The following is a 13,152-nucleotide window of genomic DNA, read 5'->3' as shown; positions in this document are numbered from 1 at the left end:
TCCAATATCCATCTACAATATGTATTCCCTTGTAAGAGTTCTTCACTCTTTTAGCTCATCATTATTGTATATAGCTCTGTATAGAAAAAACTCTCTTTGTTACTAACTTCTAATAAATAGAATCTTTTGTCAAGTCATAAGGTTACAAACTATTGATATTTTTCAATTAATTCACCAATACTTTTCATAATAACTTCGGTTACTTCCTCGGCTGATGCCTTTCGTTCACGAAGTTCATCCATCTGAATTGGCGGTCCGTACACTACTTTTAACCTTGCAAAACGCTTATATGGACCAATAACAGCACAAGGAACAACAGCTGCTTTTGAACGCAAAGCAAAAAAGCCTACTCCAGCCATTCCTTTTCCTAATTTTCCATCTTTACTTCTTGTTCCTTCTGGAAATAATCCAAGCACTTTTCCTTCTTTTAAAATCTTTAACCCTTGGCGCAAAGCTTCACGATCTGCCATCCCCCGCTTTACAGGGAACGTTTCTAACTTTGGCAGAACCGTCTTCAGAAAAGGTGCTTTAAACAGCTCTGCTTTTGCCATAAACGAAATAGGCCTTGGACATGTCACACCTACCGTAGGCGGATCTAAGTTGTCAATATGATTTGAACAAAGCAAAACTCCGCCTTCTGAAGGGATATTTTCTGCACCGATTACCTCATAACGGTAAACTGGTGTTAAAATACCTTTTACAATGCCACGTGCAAACATATAAAAGCTCAAAATCATCCAATCCTTTCGTTTGTAATAGAAAGTATTTTTTCTACAACTCCTTCAATCGATAAGGAAGTTGTATCGATTTCAATTGCATCTTCAGCTTTTTTAAGAGGTGCTACTTCACGCTCAGAATCCAGCTTGTCTCTGCGGGCAATTTCTTCTTTTAAACGCTCTAAATTTGATTCAAAACCTTTTTTTATGTTTTCATCATGGCGTCGCTGTGCTCTTTCATCCACAGACGCTAATAAAAAGATTTTAACTTCTGCCTGAGGAAGCACGTGTGTACCGATATCACGTCCATCCATTACAACGCCTCCATCTTTAGCAAGGCCCTGCTGTCTCGCTACCATCTCTTCGCGAACTGCACGATGTTTCGCGACGATGGATACAGAGTTAGTTACTTCTGCGGAACGAATTTCACTTGTAACATTCTGTCCATTTAAGATGACTACCTGCCCAGATTCAGACGGTTTTAAATCGATTACTGTTTCATTAAGCAAATGCAATAGCTCTTCTTCATTTTGCAAATCCACCTGGTTTTTCTGCGCTTGATACGTTAGAGCACGATACATCGCTCCTGTATCAACATAAATATATGATAAGGTTTCTGCTATAATCTTTGCCACTGTACTTTTCCCAGCAGCTGCAGGACCGTCAATCGCGATTGAAATTTGTTTTTCCATAAGTGCCTCCCTTAATTTCAAAACAGGAACAAACCACTTTCATCTTTTATACAATGAGCCATTTTATATGAAACGTTTATAAACGAAAAAAAGAGCAGGGGGTCTTCTCCTGCCTGGTGTTCACTGCATGTTTCTTTCCTAGTTATTCTACCATACGTCCGACTACTGGTCGAATGTTTCAATAATTTTATTAAAATTATTTTTGCTAACTCCCTCATACTGAATGACCTTTGAGAAATATGTACTGTGACTGCTAGATAGTAAAATACATTGGGCAATTATTAAAAACACAAATTGAATAACCACTAATTTAATTAAAATTCGTTCTATTCGATTCATCTTTTTCTCCTTTTGTAAGAAGTAATACCTTTGCTTACAGTTTAGGAAAGAGAAGTTTTTTTTATACGCTAAAGAAGACCTTTTCTCCTTAGGTCGAGCTGACGCTTTAAGGTATAACGAATCATCATTTCTTTCGTTTGTTTTTCAATGTCCATAAATTTAATAGATAGCTGACCTACTTTACAGGAAGTCGGGGCGGTAATTCGTACAACTTCCCCTTTTAATTCAAGATGCTGCAAAGTTCCCTCACGATTAGGAAGACTTAATCGTACAACAACGGAATCTTTCTCATTAAAAAGCAGCGAATGATGGAAGGAGCCGGCTACTCCACCTGCACTGATGTTTTTAGTCATGATTTCCATTACGGCCTGCTGTCCTTGTTCACTTTCTATCACCGCCTTCACTGTAAGCGGCACACGGAAAAAATTTCTTCTTTGGATGGACTTTAACTTTTTATCGCCCGGGTAAAAGAGCTTCACAACAGGCATGCCTTTTATTTCGCGTCCTGTTACTTCAGTTGGAAAGGTATATACATTTTGATTATATCCAATAAACGTAGCCAGCAATTTTGTACCTTTTAGTAAAAAAGCACTTCGCTGCGTTTCTTCATTTAGCGGATAGCTAATATAAATCACGTCTTCCGTAAACTCAACTACCTTACATCGATACGTTTGTTGTAAGGTAGACTCTCTGTGCCCGCTCTCTAACGTCAACCTCATTCCCGCTTTTATCATCTTCTCTCTCCTTCAGTTCCACTATATACACTTTTTCCCTTTATTTAAACATAGTCAAATATATTTATTTTGTAAATAAAAATTAGTCATTTAGACTCAAAAAACTTATACGACACAAAAAATCGGTGTCTATAGACACCGATTTCTCAGCTTTATACTTCATTATATAAAGGTTCTGAGTTTTGCAGTTTTTCGACTTTCTCTTCAAAACCCGTATCGGCATTGATAAAAATACGATACGTATCATTTTTAATTGTCCCTAAAAACTCATAGCATAGCACTTCTTCGTTTAAATCATTTGTAATAATTGCCAAGCGGTCTTCCATCACTTTTACATTCGAGTTCAGCTTGGTTTTTGCCTGTTCTTTCGAAATTTTAGGTTTTGGAATATCTCTTGTACGATGTTTTAATAAGAAGTCTTTAGCTGAGAAGCCAATCACAGATCCATCTTCTAAAGACATTTTCATTTTAACTGAATCCGGATAAATCCGAACTCCACTTTCCGTTTGCTCTACGAATGTAAAGACTCCCATGTTATCGTATTGAGCGCTTTCAGCCATCACTAGGCTTTCAAAACGATGATCTTTTAAAAACTTAGTCGCTTTGTTCATAGCATCGTTTAAACTAATATTTTGTTTTTTAATATCTCGATCTTCGAGCACCCAAAGCGGATATCCACCTTTTTGGGTAATATCCATATACGTCTCTTGTTTAGTCTTTGGATCTGTAATGGTTAAGCTGTACACCTCATAGTCGGCATCTTTTCCGCTCTTTACAATATGAATTTGTTCATTTCCTTTTAAATTCAAAAACGAACGCGCCACTTGTTTGGCAACATCTTCACTAACTTCTCTACCTTTTAATTGATGAAAAGCGTTTTTTTCCTGTTCATTCGTTGCATTCATAACGCCTAAATCTGTTTCGGCAAAAGAATCCATACTTTTTTCAACGGTTTTTAATCCGTCAATAATCGTATTGTCCCCTTGCTTTTCTTTTGTGGCTAGAGCTAGCTCAACATCCATCCAGCGCAAGTTATTATCAATGACTAGATGCTGTACTTGGCGCATTTCATTTTGAATTTCGCCTGACTGATCATAAAGCGAATTTAACGTTTTATACTCTTTATCTGTTAAGGGAGATTTGCTTAAATCCCTTACCGCCACTTTGTACGTAAAGTCACCAACATCTGAAAGAAACTCTTCTGTTTTATTGAACGGTAAAAGCGATAAAGGCAGCTGTCCTACATTGTTATGAGCTTCAGAAGTTAAACGCCATACTTCTGCAAGCGCGGGCGAAAGCTGATCTCTCGAACTCATGGCAAGCGTGCCACCGATTTTATCATTTAATAAATCTAGCTGATATGACAAATCATGAAATGCTCGTTGATACGTATTCTCCGCTTGAAGCAGCACAGCATCTTTTTCTTGATGTTCGCTGTACCCCCAATACCCTACACCTACAACACCAATAGCTAATAATACAATTAAAATTGTTCGAATCATGTTTCCTTCACCTCTCTTTATCGACAGAAAATGTGTTTCCCGATTTGCTTAATTTGAGGACGTGACCAAATCCATGCGCTTGTTGCTGTATCCGGATTAAAGTAATAAATAGCATTCCCAGTAGGATCCCATCCGTTAATCGCATCCATAACCGCTTTTTTAGATGTTGGATTGGGTTCAAGCCAAATTTGCCCATCTGCTACGGCAGTAAATGCACGCGGTTCAAAAATAACTCCAGCGACTGTATTTGGAAATGACGGACTGTTAACTCGGTTTAAAATAACGGCCGCTACGGCTACTTGGCCATTATATGGTTCACCCCGTGCTTCACCATGCACAGCATTTGCCATGAGCTGAATATCATTTTGTGAAAACCCGCTCGGTACATTCACCGCTGTTGGCTTTTGTGCTTTTTCTTTCTGTTGTTCAGAATTTCCTTTAGACGTATTACGCTGCGGCTGACTGGCAGGTTTTTTTGCTTGAGAAGATCCGCTTTGTGCTTTTTGCTGACCATTGTTCCCGCTGCTTTTTCCACTGCTACCGCTTCCTTTAGACTGCTGATCAAGAGGCTTACCGCCATAGTGCGTAAACTTATTGCCTTTTCTAATTTGATTTTTCACATAGCTTTCGTGATATTTTGTTGCGTTAGCTAATTTAATCTTTGTTTGCCAGCCTGCTAAACCGTCAATCTTTTTAATGCCAAATTCATATTGAAAATTGCGCAGTGCCCAGTATGTGCTCCATCCAAATACACCGTCAATTTTCCCGTTATAATAACCTAAATACTGAAGTCTCGACTGCAGCTCAATAACGTCATCTCCAACTGCTCCGTGTTGAATGACTTGATTTGAAAACGCGTGAGCGGCCTTTGGACTCACAACGGACGCTGCAATAAATGAACATATGCATATGAGACATGCATACTTTTTAAAACATCGAAATGATAACATGACAAAACCTCCTACATCGTATGTAACTGATAAGATGATAGGAGTATTTTTTGTAAAGGTTGTTTTTTTATACAAGATGCGCAAAATTTACCGAAATGAAAAAACTCAGCTCGTAAATCTCTCAAAAAAGATTTACAAGCTGAGCCTAGACAATCGATGGCTGTTTGGCCTTTTTTACTTTTCTTAATGCCAGCCACCATAAATAAATCATAAATGGAATAATAATAAATACCCAATGATCCATTGTTTTTAAAATATAATCATATGTTCCATGTAAAATGAGCGGCGCAAATACGGAATACAGCGTCCACTTCGTTTTTTCCTTTCCTTCAGAAAACTTTGCTTTTCCTAAATAATACCCCATAATGACGCCGAATAAAGCATGACTAGATACGGGTAAAATGGCTCTTCCTAGCGCTGATTCTAAACCATTTGCAAATAAATATAAAATATTTTCAACGGTAGCAAAACCTAATGAAACAGCTGCCCCGTAAACAATTCCATCGTAATGCTCATCAAATTCCACATGCTGATAAATCGTGAAATATAAAATGAACCATTTGAAAAATTCTTCTAAAAAGCTTGTCGTAAAAAATGCTTCAAGAAAAGGTGATTGAAAAACGTGTTCTTCACCAAATACATATTGAATAAACATAATTGGCAAAACAAGCATTGCTCCAAAAATAAATGTTTTTAATACCATTGAAATAGGCTCAGTTTCATATTCATCTTTCAAATAAAAAAAACTTAACAATGCCAATCCTGGCGCAATGCCTGCAGATACAATCGCCAACATAAATAGCGCCTCATCTCCTCTATTTTTTTTAATAGTAACATGTTATCTTTAGGATGAAAATCTCCGTCTATAATGTCCTTATCTTTATATGTAAATGCTCACATAACTTGCTGTCGATTTACAAAGCCTAACAAAGACCTTAAACAAGTATACCAAAAAATGTATCATACTTATACGAAAAATTGAAAGGAGCTCTCTATGAAAACTGTTTATATTCTTCACACCGGCGGCACAATTTCGATGAAAGAAGACATGGAAACTGGAGCGGTAGCACCAGATATTCAAAACCCGCTTCACCGCTCAACATCATCTGTTTCAGGTATGGCCAATGTAATCGTAGAAGAAGCATTTCATCTGCCTTCTCCTCACATTACTCCTAAGGAAATGCTTATACTTTCAAAAAAAATACGCGATAAAATTAATGAAGGCAAAATTGATGCAGTCGTGTTAACCCACGGCACGGACACGCTGGAAGAAACCGCTTATTTTTTAGATTTAACAGTGCATACAGATATTCCAATTGTCTTAACTGGAGCCATGAGATCAAGCAATGAAATCGGTTCAGACGGTCCTTATAATTTTATATCTGCGGTTCGGGTGGCTATTAGTGACGGGGCAAAAGGAAAAGGTGTCTTAGTTGTGATGAACGATGAAATTCATACCGCTGAAAATGTGACCAAGACCCATACAAGCAACGTGGCGACATTTCAAAGCCCTCAGTACGGGCCAATAGGATTAATCACAAAACGCGGCGTATCTTTTCACCACATGCCTACAGAACATGAATTTTATCCTGTTAATCAAATAGATAAACAAATCACTTTATTAAAAGCTTATGCAGGAATGGACGACCATTTATTTCAAGCAGTGGCTTCAATGAATGTTGACGGACTTGTAATTGAAGCCCTCGGTCAAGGAAATCTGCCTCCTCTCACCATTCCAGGAATTCAATTGCTTTTGAAGCGAAAGATACCCATCGTGCTCGTTTCTCGCTGTTTTAATGGAATTGCTCAAGATGTATATGGGTATGAAGGCGGTGGCAAGCTGTTAAAAGAGATGGGCGTTATTTTTTCAAATGGCTTAAATGGTCCTAAAGCACGCATTAAACTGTTGGTTGCTCTCCAAGTAACAACGAATCATGATGAGCTGCAGCAGCTATTTAATCATTAGTAAAACAACGCATAGAAGCCTATGCGTTGTTTTTGTTGATAATATGAGAAGCGATTGATTTCCCATGAAAACGTCCATTTTCAATAAAAATCTCATTAGCATTGTTTCCTGCAGCAATCACACCAGCGATATAAATTCCTTCCACGTTTGTTTCCATCGTCTCTTCGTTAAAAGAAGGGCGGCCTGTTTCATCATCTAATTCCACACCCATTTTTGTTAAAAACGAGTGATCAGGGTGATAGCCAGTCATGGCAAAAACGAAATCGTTACTAATCGTAAATTCTTTCCCTTCCTGCTCATATGTTACCGCTTCATCCGTTATCTTTGTTACATGAGCGTTAAAATGCATCCCAATCGTTCCATTTCGAACCAGCGCTTCAAATTCAGGCAATATCCAAGGTTTTACGCTAGGGGAGTAATCTGAGCCACGATAAATAACCGTCACCCTTGCATCACACTTCACCAATTCCAGAGCTGCATCGACGCTAGAGTTTTTTCCGCCTATAACGACTACATCTTTATCAAAATACGGATGCGCTTCTTTGAAATAATGAAATACCTTTGATAAATCTTCACCAGGAACATTCATATAATTAGGATGATCGTAATAGCCCGTAGCTATAATGACATTCTCCGCTTCATATGTCTCTTTGGATGTTGTGACAATAATTTGGTTTTCCGCTTGTTTGTCTACTTGCAAGACACGTTCAAACGGCTGAATTCGAACTTGCTTGCGCTTCACCACTTCTCGGTAGTAAGCAAGAGCTTGGTTGCGCACAGGCTTACGATTTTCGATAATAAAAGGGACATCCCCAATTTCTAGTTTTTCACTTGAACTAAAAAACGTTTGGTGGGTCGGATAGTTATAAATTGCATTCACAATATTGCCTTTTTCAATTACAAGGGCATCAATACCTGTATGTTGAAGCTCAATAGCTGCTGAAAGCCCGCATGGTCCTCCGCCAACAATAATTACTTTTTCTTTCTTCATGCCTGTCACTCCTTCAGTTGTAAACGCACCTTTTTTTTTATTTTAACGCAGTGTAAAACAAAAAAATCTCCTCATTAATGATAGGAGATTTTTTCTATTTACGCAATTGTTCTGCTGTTCTGCTGTTCTGTTTTTAAATCCAGCCTCTGAAGCGAGAGCCTTCTGCCATTTTTCTTACGCCTATCATATAAGCAGCTAGACGCATGTCGACTTTTCGAGTTGTAGAAGTTTCGTAGATGTTATTAAATGATTTCACCATTACTTTTTCAAGCTTTTCTTCTACTTCTTCTTCCGTCCAATAATAACCTTGGTTATTTTGCACCCATTCAAAATAAGAGACTGTTACACCGCCCGCACTTGCCAAAACGTCTGGAACTAATAAAATCCCTCTCTCTGACAAGATGCGCGTTGCTTCAAGAGTTGTTGGTCCATTTGCTGCTTCCACCACAATACTCGCTTGAATGTTATGGGCATTTTCTTCTGTAATTTGATTTTCAATCGCAGCTGGAACCAGGATGTCACAGTCAAGTTCAAGCAGCTCTTTGTTGCTAATAGTATTATTGAATAATTTCGTTACTGTACCAAAGCTATCGCGTCGATCTAATAAATAATCAATGTCTAAACCATTAGGATCATGCAGCGCTCCGTATGCATCAGATATCCCTACAATTTTAGCACCAGCGTCGTGCATGAACTTAGCTAAAAAGCTTCCTGCATTTCCAAACCCTTGTACTACTACCCGTGCACCTTGTAATTCAATGCCTCGTTTTTTCGCTGCTTCACGAATACAAATAGTTACTCCTTTTGCAGTCGCTGTTTCACGGCCGTGCGAACCACCTAAGACAAGGGGCTTTCCAGTAATAAAGCCAGGCGAGTTAAATTCATCAATCCGGCTGTATTCATCCATCATCCAAGCCATAATTTGTGAATTTGTAAACACATCCGGCGCTGGAATATCCTTTGTTGGTCCAACAATTTGGCTAATCGCACGAACATATCCGCGGCTTAAACGCTCTAATTCTCCAAAAGACATATTTCGAGGATCACAAACAATTCCACCTTTTCCTCCACCGTAAGGAAGGTCAACGATTCCACATTTTAAACTCATCCATATAGATAGAGCTTTTACTTCTTTTTCAGTTACGTTTGGGTGAAAACGAATTCCACCTTTCGTAGGACCAACTGCATCGTTATGCTGCGCTCGGTGACCTGTAAAAATCTTAACTGATCCGTCATCCATACGAACAGGAATTTTTACTGTCATCATTCGTAATGGCTCTTTTAATAGTTCATACACTTCATCAGGATAGCCTAGTTTTTCTAACGCTTTATGTATCACTGTTTGTGTAGATTTTAAAACATCATGCTTCTCTTCTTGACTATTTTTACTGTCTTGCATCTTGTCGGCTACCATCTGTAAACCTCCTAAAATGTATCGAAAATTATTCGTTTTTAATTGAATGGTGCTTCTTTCATGACATAGTATACACCCTTAGTTTTACATTGCAAAGGAAAATATCGAACTTTTAGTATTTTTTGTGTTCTTCTAAGAAAACGCTTCCAATAACTTTACAAGGTATGCTACAATGTTTTAAGTCTGCCTCTTTCCTAGTATGCGTTAATCGTCTTAAAAAAATAAAAAACACCCGGTGATAAAGAGCACTTTCAACAACTTTGTACAAGCTGAAAGTGCAGCCACTCTTATTTTAATAAAAGTGCTTTATCCTTCACGGGTGTAATTATTTCAATTAAACAGTTAAGAAAAGACAGAGTTAATATACTCCAGAGCTCTCTTTTCTACTAATATTTTTCCATATTCATTTACGCGGTGCTTTGTAATTGTAGAGGGATTTCCATACTCCGCCAAAACCGCAATCATATTCCCAACTTCAGCCGGTGACAGCATGTGATAATCCAATAGCACGTAAAAACGTTTTTCGAATGAATAGAGCACGCTATCCGTATCGTAAAAGTTTGACATGCGCTTGGTCAGCTGAATGACATCTTCAAATGAATCAAACTCAAAAAACATGTCTTCGCTTTCATCTAGCATGACCTGCATTTCAATGAAGTCCTCGAACTCGTCTTCATCGAACTCACCGTAGCTGGTTTCTTCTTCATACTGCTTTGTCACAAATACAACCATTCCCTGTGCTTGAAGTGAAAAAACTTCTACCGAAAGAGAATTTGTAGGTTCAAAGTTCAGTTCTTGAGAAGCTTGCTCTATCATCTCACGAAAGAGCTGTTTTACTTTGAATGTATCTGTCCATAGATCTTCTTTTGTTAACCCTCTTTCTTTTAAATCATCGTAGGTCAAAAAAACTTTTAGCTTATTATAGTTTAATCGTTCAAGCCTCATTAGCGTCCCTCCCCGCTTGCACTCATAACCACATGGTTCGATAATGCAGTATATGTATTTTTTGGAAAACGGTTCGTGATGTTTACTTACGAGTTTACAGGTTTATGAAAGGAAAGACAAGCTATTCTCAATCAATTTCTGCTAATTTTTTTGTTAGCCAACTGTTCCACTCTTCTTTTGTATTTCCTAAAATAAACGGCTGAGCCTCGCCTTTTCTTTTGCTATCTAAACCATCAAACACATAACCGCCTAATCCTACTTTAAGATGCGGGAATTTCTTTATCATTTGGTTCGTCAAATTCAGTGTTTTCTCGGCATTTTCCATCATCGTGCATGACATAAATAAAAACGTTGGGTCTACTTCTTTAACAATTAGCTCAACATCTTTATCTTCAATGCTGCTTCCTAAATAAATAACCTCAAACCCTTTACGGCGTAAAAATAGCGTAAAGACTAGAAGTCCAACTTCATGTGTCTCATTAGGCCCACATACAGCAATCGCTTTAGGCAATAAGCCATTTGAAGGCAGCGAATAAAAAATCATGCTGATACGCGTTTTTAATACTTGAGTCGTATAATGCTCATGAGCACTTGTGATTTGCCCTTTTTCCCACATATCTCCAACCGTCACGAGTAGAGAACCCAAAATATCAATAACCACTTTTTCTACCGAATACAGGCTAAACGCATGATTAATTAAATCCTGTGCTTTTCCTTCTTCAAAAGATAGAAGCATCGTTAACAGCTCATCCCTAATTTTCTGAGGGGAATCTACTTCTCCTTCTTCTTCAAACGCTCCTACTGTACTACTTTCCGTTTCTAATAACGAAACCGCTTGACTAATCGTAAAACCTCCGCTCACTTTTTCCGTGAGCCATTTTAATTTCCGCAAATCTTCCTCTGTATATAACCGATGCCCCGATTCATTGCGGACAGGATTTAAAATTTGATAGCGTCGTTCCCATGCACGCAAAGTTCCCGGCTGGATCCCGACCATATTTGAGATGGCTTTAATATTATACTTCCCTTCGTGAGCCATACGTAACCTCCAACTACTCTTCGTGAACTGTTTCTATTAATTGAATTATAGGATAAGTTATCCTGTGTGTAAAATTTGTATATGCTATGTAAAGAGTTTGTTCAAGGCTATTCTTTCCTTTTTAAAGTGATATAATGCGTTTGTGCTCTAGCTTGTAAACGGAGAGGCAGGGAGGTTGTACCATATCCATTACTAACAAAAAGAGGAATCTGTCTTTTCTCTTTCAGCCCTCCTAATTCATACATACCAAAATTAAATAAGCGTATCTGTCCTCCGTGTGTATGTCCGCTCAAAATTAAATCTACTTTTGATTCTTCATCTACATAATAGATAACATCAGGATTGTGGCTTAGAAGAATGGTAAGCTGGTCAGGTTCAATGGAAGAAACAGCTCGCTTTAGATCCATCTCACCTTCGGATAAATCATCTACTCCCGCAAAATTGCATGTAGTACCATGTTTAGAAACTGCAGAGACATGCTCGTTTTTAAGGGTAATAACTCCCTCATCCTTAAGCATCTGCTTCAATTGCACTTGACTTACTTCGTAATCATTATTTCCCCATACAAAATAGACCGGTCCAAGCGTTTTAAGCTTTTGAATATTTTGACGAGCACGCAATAAAGGTACTCCTCCTTCTAGTAAGTCACCGCCTATGATCACAAAATCTACTTCACCAGGTATTTTTTCCAACAGCTTCGACGAAACTGTTCGCTTATGTACATCCGATATAAAAAACAGGCGTAAAGGCTGCTGATTTCCGGGAAATGTTGATAAATGAATCGTTCTTTCTTCTACATATGTACGATGGGCTTCTGAAAACATAAAAATCAGCAGGCCTATGCCTAACGCTAAAATAATTAAAGAAATAACCATATATTCTCCTTCTTTTCATTTTATACACGGTGTGTTTCTGTTAAAGAAGAAAGGGCATAAATTGTCGCAATTGTTAACAAACCTACTACTTGATAAAGCGCAACTGTACTTAACGATAAAACTCCTATCACACATAGACATGAAACAAGATATTCATGCCATTTTACCTTATAGCCTTTTAGAAACAACCGACTTTGCAGAAACACTTTACGAACTGCCGCCGACAGACAAAAAAGAGCCGTGAAAAATAAAATTATAATACCAAACACATCTAACGGATGTAAAATCATTTGAATAAGTAAATAGGTTAACGAAGCTTTTGAGCCTACAGCCGTTAAACTGCTGATATAATAACTGCATAACCACGCAGCCAGCAAGTTAAACCAATCTCTCACAAAAAAACCCCCTTCACTAAACTTCTATGTAAAAAGAGGCTTTTTCATGCGATTCTATTTATTTTCATGATATAAATTAATTCCATAAGTGGACTGCATCCAGCGGAACGTTTCTTTTCGGTTCTCCCATGTTTCAGGCGTCGCCCATAGCTCTTTGCTTCTTTTAATAATCTCACAGCGCAAGTCTTGAAAAGTCTTTTCCGCTTTCTCGCTTTTTTTCTGCAGCTGTACAGTATAAAAATAAAGGGAGACGGTAAGCAATAGAAACATCAAATGCCCTATGTTACCTAACAAAAATGAGAAAAATTCGCTAAACGTCGTAAAAAAACCGCTTTGAAATATGAAAAAAAAGTAGCTAATAACAGCCGTTACGCTGGCTAAAAACAAAAGCTTCCATCTTTTCTCTTTAGCTTTCAGCTTATTAACCGTCTCTTTTCTTTTGATAACGCTCGCTAATACATATTGAAGTGTTTCATCGCTTTCAAAGTCTATCAACTTGTTTTCCAACATTCCACCCCCTCGTATGCTAGTACAACATATGAGTGAATATAAAAGATTATGTGGATAACACTGAAAATAATGGCTGTTTCCTTA

General features: G+C 37.9%; 15 protein-coding genes. 1 reads left to right on the top strand and 14 read right to left on the bottom strand.

Going from position 1 to position 13,152, the window contains the following annotated elements; all coding sequences use genetic code 11:
- Positions 1-149: 149 nt before the first annotated feature.
- From SCI76_RS18815 to prsW, 7 genes are all read right to left on the bottom strand, one after another.
- Positions 150-737, bottom strand: coding sequence for a 1-acyl-sn-glycerol-3-phosphate acyltransferase (locus SCI76_RS18815; protein WP_033579748.1), 588 nt, complete (start codon positions 735-737; stop codon positions 150-152).
- Positions 734-1,408, bottom strand: coding sequence for a (d)CMP kinase (gene cmk / locus SCI76_RS18810; RefSeq protein WP_028411517.1), 675 nt, complete (start codon positions 1,406-1,408; stop codon positions 734-736). The genes SCI76_RS18815 and cmk overlap by 4 nt, the downstream gene beginning before the upstream one ends.
- A 162-nt stretch (positions 1,409-1,570) precedes the next feature.
- Positions 1,571-1,747, bottom strand: a complete 177-nt coding sequence (locus SCI76_RS18805; protein WP_013059030.1) for a YpfB family protein — start codon at positions 1,745-1,747, stop codon at positions 1,571-1,573.
- A 68-nt stretch (positions 1,748-1,815) separates the two neighbouring features.
- Positions 1,816-2,481, bottom strand: a complete 666-nt coding sequence (locus SCI76_RS18800) for a flagellar brake domain-containing protein (protein WP_168761264.1) — start codon at positions 2,479-2,481, stop codon at positions 1,816-1,818.
- Positions 2,482-2,633: 152 nt separating this feature from the next.
- Positions 2,634-3,983, bottom strand: a complete 1,350-nt coding sequence (gene ypeB, locus SCI76_RS18795) for a germination protein YpeB (protein ID WP_014458333.1) — start codon at positions 3,981-3,983, stop codon at positions 2,634-2,636.
- A gap of 17 nt (positions 3,984-4,000) precedes the next feature.
- Positions 4,001-4,933 (bottom strand): spore cortex-lytic enzyme, encoded by a 933-nt coding sequence (gene sleB, locus SCI76_RS18790; protein WP_028411519.1) that lies wholly within the window; start codon positions 4,931-4,933, stop codon positions 4,001-4,003.
- 145 nt (positions 4,934-5,078) lie between these two features.
- Positions 5,079-5,729: a glutamic-type intramembrane protease PrsW gene (gene prsW, locus SCI76_RS18785; RefSeq protein WP_028411520.1), complete on the bottom strand. Its 651-nt coding sequence runs from the start codon at positions 5,727-5,729 to the stop codon at positions 5,079-5,081.
- A gap of 198 nt (positions 5,730-5,927) precedes the next feature.
- Here prsW and SCI76_RS18780 point away from each other — a divergent pair, with 198 nt between their 5' ends.
- A complete protein-coding gene (locus tag SCI76_RS18780) occupies positions 5,928-6,899 on the top strand; it encodes an asparaginase (protein ID WP_048019803.1) in 972 nt (323 codons plus the stop codon).
- Between the two features lie 19 nt (positions 6,900-6,918).
- Here SCI76_RS18780 and SCI76_RS18775 read toward each other — a convergent pair whose 3' ends face one another.
- The 7 genes from SCI76_RS18775 to SCI76_RS18745 form a co-directional block, all read right to left on the bottom strand.
- Complete coding sequence (locus SCI76_RS18775) at positions 6,919-7,890, bottom strand: YpdA family putative bacillithiol disulfide reductase (protein WP_221832038.1); 972 nt, start codon at positions 7,888-7,890, stop codon at positions 6,919-6,921.
- Positions 7,891-8,023: 133 nt separating this feature from the next.
- On the bottom strand, positions 8,024-9,289 hold the full coding sequence (locus tag SCI76_RS18770; protein WP_370506064.1) for a Glu/Leu/Phe/Val dehydrogenase: 1,266 nt from the start codon (positions 9,287-9,289) through the stop codon (positions 8,024-8,026).
- A 357-nt stretch (positions 9,290-9,646) separates the two neighbouring features.
- Positions 9,647-10,249 carry a genetic competence negative regulator gene (locus tag SCI76_RS18765; RefSeq protein ID WP_025750420.1) on the bottom strand — a complete coding sequence of 201 codons (603 nt, stop codon included), beginning with the start codon at positions 10,247-10,249 and terminating at the stop codon, positions 9,647-9,649.
- Between the two features lie 127 nt (positions 10,250-10,376).
- A complete protein-coding gene (locus tag SCI76_RS18760; RefSeq protein WP_028411523.1) occupies positions 10,377-11,288 on the bottom strand; it encodes a MerR family transcriptional regulator in 912 nt (303 codons plus the stop codon).
- A 107-nt stretch (positions 11,289-11,395) separates the two neighbouring features.
- The gene (locus tag SCI76_RS18755) at positions 11,396-12,163 is read right to left on the bottom strand and encodes a metallophosphoesterase (RefSeq protein ID WP_028411524.1); all 768 of its coding nucleotides are present in this window, start codon (positions 12,161-12,163) and stop codon (positions 11,396-11,398) included.
- Between the two features lie 20 nt (positions 12,164-12,183).
- Positions 12,184-12,558 (bottom strand): hypothetical protein, encoded by a 375-nt coding sequence (locus SCI76_RS18750; protein ID WP_028411525.1) that lies wholly within the window; start codon positions 12,556-12,558, stop codon positions 12,184-12,186.
- A gap of 54 nt (positions 12,559-12,612) precedes the next feature.
- Positions 12,613-13,068, bottom strand: coding sequence for a DUF2663 family protein (locus tag SCI76_RS18745; RefSeq protein WP_063248550.1), 456 nt, complete (start codon positions 13,066-13,068; stop codon positions 12,613-12,615).
- Between the last annotated feature and the right edge of the window lie 84 nt (positions 13,069-13,152).

This window comes from Priestia sp. HNGD-A6 (assembly GCF_045784335.1).
Classification (GTDB): domain Bacteria; phylum Bacillota; class Bacilli; order Bacillales; family Bacillaceae_H; genus Priestia; species Priestia zanthoxyli.
This window is presented reverse-complemented; position numbering and strand designations above follow the sequence as displayed.